The sequence below is a fragment of the Kribbella albertanoniae genome (assembly GCF_004348455.1).
Classification (GTDB): Bacteria; Actinomycetota; Actinomycetes; order Propionibacteriales; family Kribbellaceae; genus Kribbella; species Kribbella albertanoniae.
In genome coordinates, this window is record NZ_SMKA01000216.1 from 1 (window position 1) to 16,577 (window position 16,577).

Here is a 16,577-nt window from a genome sequence, read left to right on the forward strand (position 1 = left end):
TCCCCACCCCGATCGCCCTCACCGCCTGGCAACGCCTCGACAAACTGGATGCCCTGGACAACGATCGCATCGAGGACTTCGTCACCAAGCTCGCCGGCCGCTACGACCACCAATGGCGCAACGGCGCCACCGACTGCCTCACGAACTGAGCTTCGCCAGCTTCTCGCGCAGACCGGCGGAACGGGACGGAATGTGCTCGTCAGCGACGGCGAGCGATTGGTGCAGGTAGTCGACCGCCAGCTCCCGCTGGTCGGTGGCGAGTGCGTGATTCGCCAGGCAGTCCAGGGTTTCCACGACGTAGATGTGGTCCTTGGCGGCCATCGACTGCTCGAGGACGGGCTGATAACACCCGAGCGCACCGTCGATGTCGCCGACAGCGAGCAGGCTGGTTCCGAGGTGCAGCTGCATGGACCACATTGTCATCGGGGAACCGATCTGCTCGGCCGCAACGACTGCCCGGCGATGGGTGCTGACGGCCAGTTCGAGGTCGCCCCGCGCCCGATAGGCCTTTCCCAGCGCGCCGAGCGCCCAGGGCATGCTGAACTTGTTGCCGAGCTCGACCGCGAGCTCGTACGCAGCGTTGCCGGTGGCAATCGCGTCCTCGATCCGGCCCAGGCCCAGGTAGCTTCCGGTCAGGCCGCTGAGTGCATCGGCCATCAGGCCGCCCCGCATGGTGCGTTCGAAGACCGCGACCGCCTCCTCGTACGCCTCGACGGCCGCGGCGTGGTTGGGCGCGTTCGCGTGGATGATGCCCTGGGAGGTGAGGGCTTGGGTCAGCAGCCGGTCGTTCTTGAGCTCACGACCCAGCCGGGCTGCCTCCCTCAGCAGCGCCAAGGCCTCGCCCTCCGGATCGAGGGTGCGCAGGGCTGTGCCGAGTCCGGCGTACAGGTGACCGCGCAGCAGGAGGTCACCATCGGCAGGCAAGCGCGCCAAGCCGTCGCGAAGCTTGTCGACGGAGGCGTGGGCACCCTGCTGCATCCGGATCAGCCGGCCGGTGGCGAGCAGGACGCGGGCCTGTGCCTCGAGGTCGCCGATCGACTCCGCCGCCGCGAGGGCTAGCTCCAGGACCCGGTTCTGCTGCTGGACCTTGCCGCGGCGCTCAAGGTAGTTGACCGCCGCGAGGGCGAGCTGCCAGGTGCGGACGGCGTCGCCGGCGGTCGCGGAGTACTCGACCGCGGCAGCGAGGTTGTCCGCCTCGGCATCGGCCCAGGCCTTCGCGTGCTCGAGGTTGCCGAACGACGGAGTCGCCCGCGGTGGACGGCGGCCCGGCTCGAAGAACCACATGCCCTCGTACCGGGAGAACGGGTTGAAACAGACCTGGACGTAGTACTCCAGCAGTCTGTCGGCGGCCGCGGTCAGTGCTGCCGGTGGATCGGTTGCCGCGGCCAGCTGGGCGGCGTACTCGCGGATCAGATCGTGCGGCTCGTACCGTCCCGGGACTGGTTGCAGGAGCAGGTTGGCGTCGACGAGTGCCTCGGCGAGATCGGATGCTTCGTGCGGTGTGCAGTCGAGGAGCGCGGCGGCGCCGTACTGGTCGAGGTCGCGACCGGGAAGGACGCTGAGCAGCCGGAAGAACCGCTGCAGCTCGGGCTGGAGCTGGTCGTAGGAGAGCGCGAAGGTGGCCGTGACTCCGATCCCGTCCGCGGTCAGCTCGGCCAGCCGGCGATCCGCACGGTCCAGGCGCTCGTTGACATGGGCCACGGTCCACGACGGCCGGTGCCGGAGCCGGGCGCCGGCGATCCGCAGGGCCAGCGGAAGGCTGCCGCAGCGGCGGATCAACCCGTTGCTGGCAGCAACATCTTCCCCGGCCCGCTCGGCGCCGACCAGTTGGGTGAGCAGATCGGTCGCGTCGGTCGGCGTGAGCAGGTCCAGGTGCAGCCGTTCGCGGACGTCGACGCCGGTCAGCTGATTCCGGCTGGTGATCAGTACACCGCAGGTCGGTGAGCCCGGTAGTAGCGGCAGGACGGTGCTGCTGTTCGCCACGTTGTCCAGCACGATCAGCATCCGCCGACCGGCCACCGTCGTCCGCCACAACGACCGGGCGGCTTCCAGTTCGGTCGGGATGGCCGTCGCCCCGACCCCTGCGCCGACGAGCAGATGGTCCAGCGCCGCTTTGACGTTGCGCGGCTGCTGACTCGGCGAGTGCCCGTGGAGGTCGACGTACAGGACGCCGTCCGGGTAGCGCGGGCTCAGCCGGCGCGCGGTGTGGACGACCAGTGCGGTCTTGCCCACCCCGCCCATCCCGTCGACGGCGACGACCGGCGGGATCTCGGCCGGACCCGGTCCGAGTGCTTGGACGAGGGCCGCGACCTCCCGCTCACGGCCGACGAAGGAGGCACCGGCGTACGGGAGTTCGTCGCGGGTCCGCGCGGCGGCCTCGTTGCGCAGGATGTTCTGGTGGATCGCGCGCAAGGCCGGTCCGGGTTCGACGCCGAGCTGGTCGACGAGGGTCTCGCGGGTGCGGGTGTAGACGGCGAGCGCGTCGGCCTGGCGGGCGTCGGCAGCCAGTGCACGCATCAGTTGCCCGGCCAGCCGCTCGTCGAACGGTTTGGCCTCGACGGCGGGGACGAGTTCGGCGATCAGCTCGGAGGCCCGGCCACGGTCCAGGTCGAGGTCGACGCGATCGCCGAAGACCTTGTCCCGGCGCTCGGTCAGACGGTGCCGCTGGGCGGCGAGGAAGGAGCCGGAGAGCCCGGCCAGCGGTTCGCCACGGAAATGCGCGAGCGCCCGGGTGTACTCGGCGGCCGCCGAGTCGAGGTCGCCGGACTCGCGCAGGCGGCCCGCTGCCGCGGCCGCGGTTTCGAAGTCGTCGACATCCAGGGATCCTGCGGGCAGTCGCAGCACATAGCCGTCCGCGGTCCGGGCGACGAAGTCGGCGGGAAGGATCCGGCGAAGGCGGTAGATGTACGGCGGGAGGACCTTGAGGCCGGTGCCAGGCGGGTTGTCCTCCCAGACCAGGTCGAGGAGTTCTTCGGCGGTGCAGATCTGTCCGGCCCGCAAGGCCAGGACGGCGAGGAGGGTCTGCAGGCGGTGCGCACCGACGGTGATCTGCTCGCCGTCTCGCAGCACACGCAGGGGTCCGAGGAGCTCGATGCGTAGCTGCTCGGTCACTGGAACAAGTCTGCCTTGCTGGGGGACTACGGCCAACCGATTGCATCAAGGTGCGAGACGGCGGAGGCGTTTCGCTGGGTGGAAGGTGCAGTCAGCGGGTGCCGCGATGGAGTTGTACGGCGGCTTCGGCGACGACTGCGATGGCTAGGTCTGCTGCGGTGTCGTTGTCGTTCTCGGGGATGAGTTGGTGGATGGTGCGGCTGAGGTGGAGGTCCAGGGCGGTGATGTGTTGCTTCCTGGCCAGGGCGTCGGCGTGATCGAGGTCGTGGTGGACGATCTGGCTGGCTCCTTCGGGTGGTAGGGGCGCGAGCCAGGCGTGTTCGGGGGCGATGACGGTCTTGGCCGGCAGGAGTGCGAGGGCGCCGCCACCAGTGCCTTGGCCGAGCAGGATGGCGAGGGTCGGGACGGTCAGTGTGGCCAAGGTGGCGATGCATTGCGCGATCTCGCCGGCCAGTCCGCCTTCCTCGGCAGCGGGGGAGAGCTCGGCACCTGGAGTGTCGATGACCGTCACCAACGGCAGACCGAGGGACTCGGCCAGGTTCATGCCGCGGCGCGCCTGCCGGAGTGCGGCCGGGCCCATCGGCTTGGACTGCGAACGATCCTGGCCGACGACGACACACGGCTGGCCGTCGAGCCGGGTCAACGCGACCAGCACACTCGCGTCCGGCTCGGTCAACCGCACGGTCCCGGCGGCGCCGTACCGGAGCAGGTCGCGGACGCCCGCGCGCTCAGGCCGTCGCGTGCGGAGGACCGAGGCCCAGGCGTCACCAGGATCGATCGATCCGGTACGGCGGGGAAGCCGCGGAGCGACCGGTGGATCGACCAGTACGGCGAGCGCCCGGTCCAGCAGGACTGGGAGATCGGCCGTCGCGACGACACCGTCGATCACGCCGTGCGCAGCGAGATTCTCGGCGGTCTGCACGCCTTCCGGGAAGGGCCGTCCGTTCAGCGCCTCGAACACCTTCGGCCCGAGAAACCCAGTCAGGGCACCAGGTTCGGCCACGGTGACATGCCCGAGCGAACCCCAGGAAGCGAACACGCCACCGGTCGTCGGGTGCCGCAGATGCACGAGATACGGCAGCCCGGCCGCCTTGTGGGCCATCAATGCGCTCGAGATCGAGATCATCTCGACGAACGCCGGCGCGCCCTCCTGCATGCGGGTCCCACCGGATGCGGTCGACGCCACGACCGGCAGCCGCTCCGCGGTGGCGCGCCGGATCGCGGCCGTGATGCGCTCCGCGGCCACCCGCCCGATCGACCCGGCCAAGAACGCGAACTCACTCACCAGTACGACGACCGGCCGCCCGTGCACGCTGCCACGCCCGGTCAGCACGGCCTCGTCCGTACCGGCTCGTTCGGCCGCGCGACGCAACTGCTCCTGGTACTCGGGATCGGCCACCTGCACGGCTGGCTGATCCCACGACTCGAACGAGTCGGTGTCGAGGAACGCGTTGATCAACCCGCGTGCGGTACTCACCATCCCGGGGCCACCAACGCAGCCCAGACGAGGAGCGGTCCGACGACGACCACGATCACGCTATAGGTCAGGATCTGCTTGTAGTACACGGGTTCGGTGATCGTGTCCGGGCGGTTCGCGAGCATCAGGGCGCCGTTCGTGGAGAACGGACTGACGTCGACGATGGTCGAGGCGACAGCGAGTGCGGCGACGAACAGACCGGCGTTCAGATGGCCGTGGGCGATCAGCGGCAACGCGATCGGGATGATCACCGGGAGCAGCGCGGTCGATGAGGCGAACGCCGAGACCACACCGCCGACGTAGCAGAGCACGAGCGCGCCGATCACGGCCGCACCGAGCCCGGCGGCCCACTTGCCGACGAACTGCGGCGAACCCGCTTCGGTGAGGATCGCTGCGTACGTGCTGACACCGGCGACCAGCAGGACGGTCGGCCAGGCGACCTGCTTGGCGGCGTCCTTGTTCTTGATCGGGGACAGGATCGCGAGGATGACCGCGGCGGTGATCGCGACGAACCCGATGTTCTTGTCGAACGCCAGCGCGACGACCGCGACCCCGACGAACGCGATCAGGGTCAGGATCTGATCGCGGCGCGCGCCTTGCGGCTCGGTTCCGGTGGGCGCGGGCAGCTCGATCTGGTCGGCCCGCTGGGCGAGCAGCTTCCGGCCGCCGAGGACCACGAACAGGATGGTCGCCATCACCAGGTTGACGGCCAGGCTGGAGAAGAAGACGGTCAGCTCGCTGTTCGGCAGGCCGTTGTCGGCCATCACCGAGTTGGTGATCGTGCCGTAGATGCTGATCGGCGAGAAGCCACCGCCCTGCGCGCCGTGGACGACGAACATGCCCATCATCAGCGGGTTGATCTTGTACCGCGCCGCGAAGCCGAGGGCGATCGGCCCGATGATCGCGCAGGCCGCCGGGCTGGCGGCGCCGATCGCGGTCAGTACGGCGGTGACGGCGAACATCACCCACGGGATCAGCGCGACCCGCCCACCGACCCCTCGGACCGCGCCCGCGACTATCAGGTCGACGGTGCCGTTGTTCTTCGCTATCGCGAACAAGAACGTGACGCCGATCAGGGTGAGGACGAGATCACCGCTGATCCCGGCCAGGATCTCCTTCTCCGACAGGTGCAGCGAGTACATGCCGACGAGCCACGCGGCGACGTACGCGAGCGCCCCCATGTTGATCGGCAGCACCGTGCCCACCACGAACAACGCGACAAGCGCGAGGATCGCAACCCATTCCGGTCCCATGAGCTACCTCACAGTAGTTGGGGTGTGGTCAGCGGCTCCCCGTCTACTGCGGGGCACTCGGCACGGCACCTCGCCGCACTGGTGCAAAGGGCACGATGAACCACATCGAGCCCTTCGCCCCAGCACGCCGAGCTACCGCACCGAGCACCTCCTCGCTACGACGCGGAGCCACTGACCACACCCTGGCTGAGTGGCCTAGCCAATAGTCCAATGAGCCATCTGTCAATACAGTGGGGTTCATGGACTTGCCGTCGCCTCCCCGTCCGGTGCCGCGCTCCCGCCTGTATGAGCAGGTGGCAGATCAGATCCGGGCCTGGATCAGTGAGAACGGGCTGCAGCCGGGGGACCGGCTGCCGCCGGAGCGTGAGTTGGCGCAGCGGCTGGGCGTGAGCCGGGCGACGCTGAGTCAGGCGCTGGTGGCGCTGGAGGTGATCGGCGCGGTGCTGGTTCGGCACGGGGACGGGACGGTGCTGACCGAGCGGGCCCGGACCGGGCCGGTGATCGAGGCGATCCGGGCGCACGCCGACCGGCTGCCCGAGATCATCGACGCGCGCGACGCACTCGAGTCGAAGCTCGCCGCGCTCGCCGCAACCCGCCGTACCGATGCTGATCTGGTCGCGATCCGGTCCGCGCTGTCCGCCATGGAGCGGGACATCGAGGCCGGTGGCCGCGGGGTCGAGGCAGACGAGGCGTTCCACGGCGCGGTCACGGCCGCGGCCCAGTCGTCGTTGCTCGCGCAGATGATGGAGACGATCCACGACCTGATCCGCGAGACCCGGCTGGAGTCGCTGTCCCAGCCCGGACGTCCGAAGGACTCACTGGCCGGTCACCGCAAAGTCGCGGACGCCATCGCCGCCGGCGATCCCGCCGCGGCGGCACTCGCGATGCACGAACACGTGATGCTGGTGTCCGACGTCGCGCTACTTCGCGAGTCCCAGTGAGCGGGCCCGAGCAGCTGGCGGTGATCGCAGCAGGCCTCGGTGCCGGCATTCTCACCTCGACCGTCGGGGTGGCGTCGCTGCTGAGCTTCCCGGTGCTGATCGCGCTCGGCATCCCGCCGGTTGTCGCGAACGTGTCGAACACGATCGGCCTGCTACCCGGCGCGTTGTCGGGATCGTTCGGCTACCGCCGTGAGTTGCGCGAGGTGCCGCGGCCGGTCACCATCGCGGTGGTGGCGATCTGCGCGATCGGTTCGATCGGCGGCGTCGTACTGCTGCTCGCGTTGCCACCCGGAGTCTTCGCCGCCGTCGCGCCGTGGCTGATCCTGTTCACCTGCCTGATCGTCGGCGCCCAGCCGCGCATCTCCCGCTGGCTGCGCGCCCGCAGCGACCACCCGCACGCGCTGCGCACATCGATGTCCCCGGCAACGTATTTCTTCACTGCCCTCACCGGCGTGTACGGCGGCTACTTCGGCGCCGGCGCCGGCGTGATGATGATGGCGGTCCTCGGGCTAGGCCTGGACCTGGAACTGCGCGTCGTCAACGGCCTCAAAACCCTGTCCCTGCTGGCCGCGAACGTCGTCGCCGGCTCCATCTTCGTCGTCATCGCCGAGGTCGACTGGACCGCCGCCGCCCTGCTCGCCGCCGGCTCGATCGTCGGCGGCTACCTCGGCGCCCACCTCGGCCGCCGCATCCCCGGCGGCCTCCTCCGCACCCTGATCGTCCTGGCAGGCATCACCGCCGCCATCCTGATGCTGACCTAGGCGAACTGCACGAACGGGATCACGAAGAGCACGCCGCAGATGATTCCGTTGATCCATTTGTGGCTGAAGAGGATGGCGACGAACTCGCGGATCGTTGCCGTCGGCCAGTAGTAGCGGGCGGTCGGTGAGCCGACCACCTGGCCGTTGACCTTCACCTTGCGGGCGGTGAGCGCGGCCCGGAAGGCGTGGAAGTTGTTGGTGACGATCAAGCACCGGTACTTCGGCACCCGCGCCACCATCAGTTCGCGACTGAAGAGCAGGTTCTCCGTGGTCGAGGTCGACCGGTCCTCGCGCAGGATCCGGTCCGCGGGCACCCCGCGTTCGATCAGGTACGTCGCCATCGCGTGCGACTCGGGGATGTCCTCACCCGGCCCCTGTCCGCCCGAGGTGATCAGCATCGGGTTGCGGCCTTTGCGGATCGCACGGTCGTAGACCAGCTTGCCGCGGTCCAGCCGGCTGGCCAGGAGCGGTGGAACCCGGGAGCCGCGCAGTCCCGAGCCGAGCACGATCACGAAGTCGATCTTCCGCGACGACCGGATCCGGCTGTAGACGAAGGCGTAGATCAGGAAACAGACGAACAGGAACGAGACGTAGGTCAGTACCCCGATGATCGAGGTGCGCAGCGCGGCCAGCAACGGCCAGTTGAGCTGCTGCACGGCCAGCCCGAAGATCACCAGTGCGAAGATGCCGAGCCCGGCCGCCAGCGACAGCAGGTTCTTCGGCCGCCGGCCCTCGCGGCGCAGCATCGTGACCCCGTTGACCACGAGGAAGACGGCGAGCACGGCGATCGTCACCGGGATCAGGAACAGGATCCCGTAGGCGAGGAGCTCGGCCAGGTCGCGGCTGACCGACGCGACGGCGAAGAGCGCGCCGAGCCCGGCGAACATCAGCGCGAACACCAGGAAGATGCTGTTGCGGAACAGCCGCCGGTCGTACAGGAAGCTGATGCCGAAGATCAGGAACCAGAACCCGGCGATCGAGAAGCAGATGGTCATCGGGCGCCATCCAACCATCGGATGGCGCCCGATCAGCTCACGCCAGGCTGGTCAGTGACGAAATCGATGCTTTGTGCAACCGGGTGATGACGTTCTTCGTCTTCGGGTCCGAGCGGTACTCGTAGGCCCCGGACTCGAACACCAGGTACGCCCGGCCACCGAACTCGGTGATGCCCTCGGACATGCTCGGGGCCCGGAAGCAGGACAGCTTGGCCTTGTCGAGATCCGGCTGGCCACGGCGGACGACGTACAGGTTGCTGAGGTTCTTGCGTCCGAACGACGTGCTGTAGATGAAGTGCGACTTGGTGACGAGCAGGCCCTGGGTCTTGGTCGGGACCTCCCAGGCCCGGTTGACCGTGACCAGCGAGCCGTTGGCCTTGATCTTGTACTCGTACATCTTGTCGCGGCCCTTGTCGTTGAACTTCCCCGACCAGAGCGAGTCGCCGTAGCTGGTCAGGAACGAGGCGCCGTAGACCTTGCGCTCGGGACCGACCGGCTTGATCGTCGGCGTGCCGGCCTCCTTCATCTTGGCGGCCAGCGTGGACAGCTTGTACTTGCGGATACCGTTCGTGCTGCCCTGGACGAACGCCCAGCCCATCGACGTGGTGATACCGCCACCGTGCGTCTCGTCGATCTTCACGTCACCGACGACCTTGTTGGTGGCCGGGTCGATGCCGACGATCAGCGACTTCTGCTTGGGGTGGTACATCGTGACGAGCAGCAGGTTCTTCTTACCGGACCAGTTCCACCAGGTGCCGATACCCTGCGGGATGTACTTGCCCAGGTGCGGCAGCGCGGCGCTGTTGCTGAACCGGGTGTCGTACTTCGTCGACGCCGCCGGGCCGTCGTAGTTGAAGCTACCGCCACCGGTCTTGGTGTCGCAGCTGATCGCCCGGGTCGCGGCGGCAGCCGATGTCGTCGCTGCCTGCGATGCTTCGGGGCCGGTCAGTGCGACCGTGGTGGCGGTGCCGGCGGCCAACAGGCCGGCCAGGCCGAGGCTGATCGCGACCCGGCGACGGGTCATGTCGAAACGCAAGGTGATTCCTCTCCAAGAGACGATTCCCCGACCTTAACGTCGAGGGGTGTGAAAGAGTCAGCTGGGACCGGTACGACGGAAAGGGACGCGCCGTGGTTGCAAACTGGGCCGGAAATGTCGAATTCTCCAGTGTGCTCGAGCGACCACGATCCGTGGCCGAGCTGCAGGAGCTGGTGGCTCGCTCGGAGAAGGTTCGGGTGCTCGGCACCGGGCATTCGTTCAACCGGATCGCCGACACGCCCGGCACCCTGGTCTCGATCGCGGACCTGCCGAAGGTGCTCGAGATCGGTACCTCCGGCGTGACCGTCTCGGCCGGCCTCCGGTACGGCGAGATCGCCCCGGCCCTGCAGGCCCGTGGCCTGGCGCTGCACAACCTCGGCTCGCTCCCGCACATCTCGGTGGCCGGCGCCTGCTCGACCGGAACGCACGGCTCCGGCGACCGGAACCGGCCGCTGGCCGACGCCGTCTACGCGATCAAATTCATCGATTCGTCCGGCGAGCTGGTCACCCTGACCCGCGACGACCCCGACTTCAACGGCTCGGTCATCTCGCTGGGCGCCCTCGGCGTGATCGTGAGCCTCACCCTCAACGTCGAGCGGACGTACGAGATCAGTCAGGTCGTGTACGACGGCCTGCCGGTCCGGCGACTGCAGTCGGACTTCGACAAGGTGATGAGCAGCGCCTACAGCGTCAGCGCGTTCACCGACTGGGTCGATCCCGCCGTGATGGTCTGGCGGAAGCAGAAGACCGCGGCGTACGACCGTGAATGGCTCGGCGCGACGGTTGCCGACGGCCCCCGGCACCCGATCAAGGTGATGCCGGCCGACTACGCGACCCAGCAGGGCGGCGTACCGGGTCCTTGGAACGAGCGGCTGCCGCACTTCCGGCTCGAGTTCACCCCGAGCAACGGTGACGAACTGCAGTCCGAGTACTTCGTTCCGCGGGCGCGTGCTGCCGAGGCGGTCGAGATTTTGCGGGCCCTCGGCAAGCAGTTCGCCGAGGTCATCCAGGTCTCCGAGGTGCGCACGATCGCCGCCGACGACCTGTGGCTCAGCCCGAGCCAGGGCCGCGACACAGTCGCCCTGCACTTCACCTGGATCCAGGACGAGGCCGCCGTACGACCGGTCCTGGAGGTCCTGGAAGAAGCGCTCGCCCCGCTCGACGCCCGCCCGCACTGGGGCAAGGTCTTCGCCGCCGACGCCACCACCCTCGCCGCGCGCTACCCGAAGGTGCGCGACTTCATCGCCCTGGCCGGCCGCTACGACCCGGACAGCAAGTTCCGCAACGAGTACCTGGACACCTACCTGCCCCGGTGAGGGTGGGTCTCCCTCGGATTTGCGAACGAATTGTTTACAGATAGGATCTATGTGTAAACAATTTGTCTGATCAGGGAGGTGGTTGCCGTGACGCCGCTGCCGGTCGTGCTTCGCCGGACCGATCTCGACAGCCTGGGGCTGACCACACATCGGCTCTACGCCTTGGCCAAGGCGGGAGAATACGAGCGGGTCGCCCCAGGGATCTACGTGCGTGCGGGAATGCTGGACGACACGACGGCGGGGTGGGCATCAATTGCGTGCCGAAACCGGGCAGCGACCCTCTGCCTGCTGAGCGCTCTCGCACTGCATGACCTCACCGACGAGATTCCCCGCGCCAGCGACATTGCCCTGCCGCGAGGAGAGCGCCCGCTGACGACCCGGTTCGCGACGATCAAGTGGCATTCCTTCGACCGTGCAACCTTTGCTCTCGGCCGGACCGAGCGGGATGTTGTCGAAGGCATCACCATCGGGATCTACTCCGCTGAGCGGACCATCGTCGATGCCTATCGCCTACGGCATGACATCGGCGCCGATATCGCCAACGAGGCCCTGAAACGGTGGTTGCGGCGGCGCGGAAGCACACCAGCGACCCTGCTGGACATCGGTATGTCTTTCCCGAAGGCGCTGCCCGCAGTCCGAGCTGCCTTGGAGGTTCTGCTGTGAGCCCGCTGCCACGCCGGGGAACTCCGTCCGGAGAAATCATGCTCGCCGTCCAGCGAGTCGCCCGCGCCACCGGCGGTGATGTGCAGGAGTTGCTGACTCTTTACACCCTGGAAGGGCTGCTCGCGCGGATCGCCGGTTCCGGCCACCGTGACGACTTCGTGCTCAAGGGCGGCGTCCTGCTCGCGGCTTTCGACCTGCGGCGGCCGACGAAGGACATCGACCTGCAAGCGATCGGACTGCCGAACGACGTGGATCTCGTCCTGGAGCGGGTCCGGAGTATTGCGCTGATCGATCTGGACGACGGTCTGGTTTTCGATGAGCACGGCATGCGTGCGCAGGAGATCCGGGATGAGGACGAGTATTCCGGCGTGCGAGTGCGGCTCGTCGGGGCACTTGGTCGATCACGGCTGACAGTTGGGATCGACATCAACTTCGGAGACCCCATTTGGCCGCACCCGCAGGAGATCGAGCTGCCGCGGCTGGTCGACCTCGGGCAAGCACCACTTCGGCTGCGCGGTTATCCACTGGCGATGGTCATCGCGGAGAAGGCCGTCACCGCCATCGAACGGGGCACGGCAAACACCCGGTGGCGTGACTTCGCAGACGTACTGCTGATCAGTACGGCGTACCCGTTCGCTGCTGCGGAGCTGAGGTCGGCCCTCGAAGTTGTGGCGAACCACCGCGATGTGGAACTCCGTCCCTTGCTGCCGATGCTGGAATCAATGCCCGCGATTGCCGAAACAAAGTGGAGTGCCTGGCGCCGACGACAAGCCCGGGGCGACGAACTACCTGCAACCTTCGCCGAGGCCCTTGCAGGGGTGGCCGCCTTCCTTGACCCGGTCCTCTCAGTGGCACAGAACTGACGAGAGTAAAGGGAAACTCCGCGGCAACCGGAGTGGTTGGTACAGGCAACATGGGCCCACCACAGTGACTGAATGCCCCCTATTGCTGACGCTCTGTCCCGGACCAGGCCGTTGCTGGTGCGGCTGCATTTCTATGCCGGCATCGTCGTCGGCCCGTTCCTGCTGATCACCGCGCTGACCGGGTTCGTCTACGCACTGGCGCCGCAGGTCGAGAACGCGCTCTACCGCGACACGATGTTCGTCGAGAGCTCCGGTACGACGGTGCCTCTGAGCGAGCAGGTCACGGCTGCCCGGGAGCGGCAGCCAGAAGGCACGCTGCTCGCCGTACGACCGGCGGCCGGGCCGGGTGACACGACTCGCGTGCTGTTCGACGTACCGGGCCTCGGTGAGTCGGAACGCCTTGCAGTGTTCGTGAATCCGGCCAACGCTGCGGTCACCGGCGAGCTGACTGCCTACGGTTCCAGCGGTGCCTTGCCGTTCCGGACCTGGCTGTCGCGTCTGCACGCGAACCTGCACCTGGGTGAGCCCGGCCGGATCTACAGCGAGCTGGCCGCGTCCTGGTTGTGGCTGGTCGCGCTGGCGGGGCTCGTGCTGTGGTGGACAGGTCGCCGTACCGGATCTCGGGTCCGGGTCGAGCGGTCCGGCAGTGCGCGACGGCGTACTTTGTCGTGGCATGGAGTCCTCGGCACCTGGGTGATCCTGGGGATGCTGTTCCTGTCGGCGACCGGCCTGACCTGGTCAAGGTTTGCCGGCGAGAACGTGTCGGACCTGCGGTCTTCGCTGGCCTGGAAGACACCAGCGGTCAGTACGGCGCTCACCGCGGCGGATCACGTTGGGCACGAGGGGCACACGATGCCCGGCGGCGCGGTCGATCCCGTGGTCGGGGAGTGGGACCAGACCCTGCAGTCCGCGCGATCCGCCCAGCTGGACGGTCCGCTGGAGATCATGGCACCGAAGAAAGCCGGTACGTCGTTCGTCGCCCAGGAGATCGGGAAGGCGTGGCCGACGCAGGCCGACGCGGTCGCCGTCGATCCGATGTCGGGCAAGGTGACCGACGTTGTCCGGTTCGCCGACTATCCGGTGGCGGCGAAGCTGTCGCGGTGGGGGATCGACGCGCATATGGGCCTGCTGTTCGGCCTGGCGAATCAGCTCCTGTTGCTGATCGTCGCCGGAACCATCGTGGCGATGGTGGTCTGGGGCTACCGGATGTGGTGGCTGCGCCGACCGACCAGAAACCACACGCTCCGGTTCGGCCGCCCGGCCCGCCGTGGGACCTGGCGCGAGCTGCCGATCCCGGCCTTGCTCACCGTCCTGGTGCTTGCGGTGGGAGTCGGGCTCTTCCTTCCGCTCCTCGGCGTGTCCCTCGCAGCCTTCGTCGTCGTCGATCTGGCCATTGGCTTCTACCGGTGGCGCGTCTCCGCACCGCAGCCCGCCGCGAAGGAGAGCGACGAGCTACTCGTGTGAGCGTGGGTCGCCCTCGAGGGTGGTGGTGAGCGTCCAGAGGTGGTTGCGGAGCTGACGGCGGTCCTCGGGTGACAGGGCCGCCAAGGCTCGGCTGCCAGCTCGGTCGTAGATGTCCTGGACGGTTTGGGCGAGCTCGGCGCCGTGGTCGGTGAGCTCGATGGCTACCTGGCGGGCGTCGGTGGTGTTCTTCACGCGACGGACCAGCCCGGCCGCCTCCATCCGCTGGGTGGTCTTGGTGGCGGTCGGGACCTCGACGTCGAGGACCTTGGCCAGCTTCGCGACCGGCAGCGAGCCGTGATGGAGGAGCTTGGCGAGCACCAGCTCCTGACCGGTGTGCAGTCCGGTGCCGACCAGCTCGGCCGCAACGGCCTTCCGGGCGGCGCGGTCGGCGAACCGCAACGCGATCAGCACGTCACGCGGTCCGGCCGGCGAATCAACCGGCCAGGGCTCTTCGACCGCGGTCATGTGTGGCTCCGCGGGGCGAACGGGTTCTGCGCTGCGAAGTCGCCGACGTACTGGGTGGGAAGGGCAGGCTCGCCGCGGCTCAGCTGGCTGGCGAAGCGGGGGAGCTCGTCGCGGACCTTCAGGTGATGAGCCTGCGACTCGGCGGGGGTGGTGCGGCCGACGATCTCGCCGCCCTTGACGAGCGGTCGCAGCAGCTCGCGGTCGTCCCCGTCGTCCTCGGGGCGGCTGCCGACACCGATCAGCTCGGCCTCCGCGACTCCGGCCGTAGTCCGGCGGCGGAGGGCCCATTTGCGGCCGCCGATCGACATCTTGTCCGGGCTTTTCTTCGCCACTGGGAGCAGCTCGCCACTCGCGTCCTCGCGGGCCACCAGCTTGTAGACGAACCCGCAGGTCGGATAGCCCGAGCCCGTGACGAGCGACGTACCGACGCCGTAGCCGTCGACCGGCGCCGGCGCGAGCGCGGCGATCTGGAACTCGTCCAGGTCCGAGGTGACGATGATCCGGGTCTTGGTCGCGCCGAGCGCGTCGAGCTGCTCGCGGACCTGACCGGCCAGCGACGGCAGGTCACCCGAATCCAGCCGTACGGCGCCCAGCTCGGGGCCGGTGATCTCGATCGCGGTCCGGACCGCCTCGGCGACGTCGTACGTGTCGACCAGCAGGGTGGTGCGCTTGCCGAGGGCATCCACCTGCGAGGTGAACGCCTCCTTCTCGGTGTCGTGCAGCAGGGTGAACGAGTGCGCCGACGTACCCGCGCTGGGGATGCCGTAGCGGCGGGCGGCCTCCAGGTTGGAGGTGGTTGCGAAGCCCGCGATGTACGCCGCCAGTGCGGAGGCGACCGCAGCCTCCTCGTGGGTCCGCCGGGAACCCATCTCGATACACGGCCGGCCACCGGCCCACCAGGTCATCCGGGACGCGGCCGAGGCGACCGCTGAGTCGTGGTTCAGGATCGACAGGAAGACGGTCTCCAGGAGCACCGCCTCGGCGAAACTCGACTCCACCACCAGCACCGGGGAGCCGGGGAAGAAGATTTCGCCGTCGGCGTACCCGGCGATGTCGCCGCTGAAGCGGTAGTCCGCGAGCCAGTCCCGGGTAACCTGGTCGACAACACCCCGATCGGCCAGGAAGGCGATCGCTTGCTCGTCGAAGCGAAACTGCTCGAGGGCGTCGAGCAGCCGGTTCACGCCGGCGACGACGCCGTAGCGGCGGCCGTCCGGCAGGCGGCGGGCGAACAGCTCGAAGACCGAGCGGCGCTGCGCCGTGCCGTCGGCCAGGCTGGCCTGCAGCATGGTCAGCTCGTAGTGGTCCGTCAGGAGCGCGGTCGAGGTGTTCACAAGGGCAGCCTATTGCGAGTCCGGAACTGCTAGTGGAGAGAATGGGTCAGTGACCACCGCACCGAGCGAGCTCGAGAGCCCCGAAGTCGACGAGGCGATCCAGCTGAGCCCACCGTGGGTGACGATCGTCTGGAACGATCCGGTCAACCTGATGGACTACGTCACCTTCGTCTTCCAGACCTACTTCGGCTACTCCAAGACCAAGGCGGAGAAGCTGATGATGCAGGTCCACGAGGAGGGCAAGTCGGCGGTGTCGAACGGTAACCGCGAAGCCATGGAACGCGACGTCGAGGCGATGCACTCCTACGGCCTGTGGGCCACCTGCGAGAAGTCGTGACCCGGTTCCGCAAGCGCCGCAAGATCGTCGCGGTCAGCTTCGCCGAGCACGAGGCCGACATCCTCGCCAACCTGCTCCGCAACCTGGTCGAACTCCTGTACGACGGCATGCCGCCGCGCGCCACCCAGTCCAGCGACCCGCTCGCCGCCCTGCTGGACTCCGACGGCCCCACCTCCCCGCCCGAGGACATCGTCCTGCAGCGCCTCTTCCCCGACGCCTACGGCTCCGACGACATGGCCTCGTCCGAGTTCCGCCGCTTCACCGAACGTGGCCTCCGCGACGGCAAGATCACCGACGCCAAACGCGTCCTCTCCGCCCTGGAGGAGTCCGGCGCCGACGAGATCGCCCTCGAACCCGACGAACAACTCTCCTGGCTGCGCGCCCTCAACGACCTCCGCCTGGCCATCGGCACCCGTCTCGACATCAAAGACGAAGACGACCACGCCACCTGGGAGAAACTCCCCGAGGACGACCCCCGCCGCCTCACCTACGACCTCTACGACTGGCTCGGCTACCTCCAATCAGCCCTCCTCCACAACATGCGCTAAAGCCCACCCCCAGAAC

15 protein-coding genes are annotated in these 16,577 nt (G+C 68.2%); 8 read left to right on the forward strand and 7 right to left on the reverse strand.

The window, feature by feature from the left end:
• Positions 1–138: 138 nt before the first annotated feature.
• The 3 genes from E1261_RS33120 to E1261_RS33130 all read right to left on the reverse strand — a co-directional run bounded on the left by E1261_RS33120 (position 139) and on the right by E1261_RS33130 (position 5,841).
• Positions 139–3,111, reverse strand: a complete 2,973-nt coding sequence (locus E1261_RS33120; protein WP_165952737.1) for an AfsR/SARP family transcriptional regulator — start codon at positions 3,109–3,111, stop codon at positions 139–141.
• A 91-nt stretch (positions 3,112–3,202) separates the two neighbouring features.
• Positions 3,203–4,591 (reverse strand): carboxyl transferase domain-containing protein, encoded by a 1,389-nt coding sequence (locus E1261_RS33125; protein WP_132413620.1) that lies wholly within the window; start codon positions 4,589–4,591, stop codon positions 3,203–3,205.
• On the reverse strand, positions 4,585–5,841 hold the full coding sequence (locus E1261_RS33130; RefSeq protein WP_132413621.1) for an SLC13 family permease: 1,257 nt from the start codon (positions 5,839–5,841) through the stop codon (positions 4,585–4,587). The genes E1261_RS33125 and E1261_RS33130 overlap by 7 nt, the downstream gene beginning before the upstream one ends.
• Before the next feature lie 239 nt (positions 5,842–6,080).
• Here E1261_RS33130 and E1261_RS33135 point away from each other — a divergent pair, with 239 nt between their 5' ends.
• A complete protein-coding gene (locus tag E1261_RS33135; protein WP_132413622.1) occupies positions 6,081–6,782 on the forward strand; it encodes a FadR/GntR family transcriptional regulator in 702 nt (233 codons plus the stop codon).
• Entirely contained in the window at positions 6,779–7,543 is a 765-nt protein-coding gene (locus tag E1261_RS33140; RefSeq protein ID WP_132413624.1) for a sulfite exporter TauE/SafE family protein, read from the forward strand. Before E1261_RS33135 ends, E1261_RS33140 begins: the two co-directional genes overlap by 4 nt.
• On the opposite strand, the gene E1261_RS33145 is transcribed toward E1261_RS33140, so the two are convergent.
• Both E1261_RS33145 and E1261_RS33150 read right to left on the reverse strand, forming a co-directional pair.
• Positions 7,540–8,538 (reverse strand): YdcF family protein, encoded by a 999-nt coding sequence (locus E1261_RS33145; RefSeq protein ID WP_132413626.1) that lies wholly within the window; start codon positions 8,536–8,538, stop codon positions 7,540–7,542. The genes E1261_RS33140 and E1261_RS33145 overlap by 4 nt on opposite strands.
• Before the next feature lie 37 nt (positions 8,539–8,575).
• Complete coding sequence (locus E1261_RS33150) at positions 8,576–9,562, reverse strand: hypothetical protein (protein ID WP_238176574.1); 987 nt, start codon at positions 9,560–9,562, stop codon at positions 8,576–8,578.
• 104 nt (positions 9,563–9,666) lie between these two features.
• Here E1261_RS33150 and E1261_RS33155 point away from each other — a divergent pair, with 104 nt between their 5' ends.
• The 4 genes from E1261_RS33155 (at position 9,667) to E1261_RS33170 (ending at position 13,880) form a co-directional block, all read left to right on the forward strand.
• Positions 9,667–10,890, forward strand: coding sequence for a D-arabinono-1,4-lactone oxidase (locus tag E1261_RS33155; RefSeq protein WP_132413630.1), 1,224 nt, complete (start codon positions 9,667–9,669; stop codon positions 10,888–10,890).
• Between the two features lie 87 nt (positions 10,891–10,977).
• The gene (locus E1261_RS33160) at positions 10,978–11,553 is read left to right on the forward strand and encodes a type IV toxin-antitoxin system AbiEi family antitoxin domain-containing protein (RefSeq protein ID WP_238176575.1); all 576 of its coding nucleotides are present in this window, start codon (positions 10,978–10,980) and stop codon (positions 11,551–11,553) included.
• Positions 11,554–11,591: 38 nt separating this feature from the next.
• Positions 11,592–12,416 (forward strand): nucleotidyl transferase AbiEii/AbiGii toxin family protein, encoded by an 825-nt coding sequence (locus E1261_RS33165; RefSeq protein WP_238176576.1) that lies wholly within the window; start codon positions 11,592–11,594, stop codon positions 12,414–12,416.
• A 72-nt stretch (positions 12,417–12,488) separates the two neighbouring features.
• Positions 12,489–13,880 carry a PepSY-associated TM helix domain-containing protein gene (locus E1261_RS33170; RefSeq protein ID WP_132413633.1) on the forward strand — a complete coding sequence of 464 codons (1,392 nt, stop codon included), beginning with the start codon at positions 12,489–12,491 and terminating at the stop codon, positions 13,878–13,880.
• On the opposite strand, the gene E1261_RS33175 is transcribed toward E1261_RS33170, so the two are convergent.
• On the reverse strand, positions 13,869–14,345 hold the full coding sequence (locus tag E1261_RS33175) for a MarR family winged helix-turn-helix transcriptional regulator (protein WP_132413634.1): 477 nt from the start codon (positions 14,343–14,345) through the stop codon (positions 13,869–13,871). The genes E1261_RS33170 and E1261_RS33175 overlap by 12 nt on opposite strands.
• On the reverse strand, positions 14,342–15,631 hold the full coding sequence (locus E1261_RS33180; RefSeq protein WP_238176577.1) for a nicotinate phosphoribosyltransferase: 1,290 nt from the start codon (positions 15,629–15,631) through the stop codon (positions 14,342–14,344). Before E1261_RS33180 ends, E1261_RS33175 begins: the two co-directional genes overlap by 4 nt.
• Before the next feature lie 94 nt (positions 15,632–15,725).
• Here E1261_RS33180 and clpS point away from each other — a divergent pair, with 94 nt between their 5' ends.
• Positions 15,726–16,013, forward strand: a complete 288-nt coding sequence (gene clpS, locus E1261_RS33185; protein WP_132413636.1) for an ATP-dependent Clp protease adapter ClpS — start codon at positions 15,726–15,728, stop codon at positions 16,011–16,013.
• A complete protein-coding gene (locus tag E1261_RS33190) occupies positions 16,010–16,561 on the forward strand; it encodes a DUF2017 domain-containing protein (RefSeq protein WP_132413637.1) in 552 nt (183 codons plus the stop codon). The genes clpS and E1261_RS33190 overlap by 4 nt, the downstream gene beginning before the upstream one ends.
• Positions 16,562–16,577: the final 16 nt, after the last annotated feature.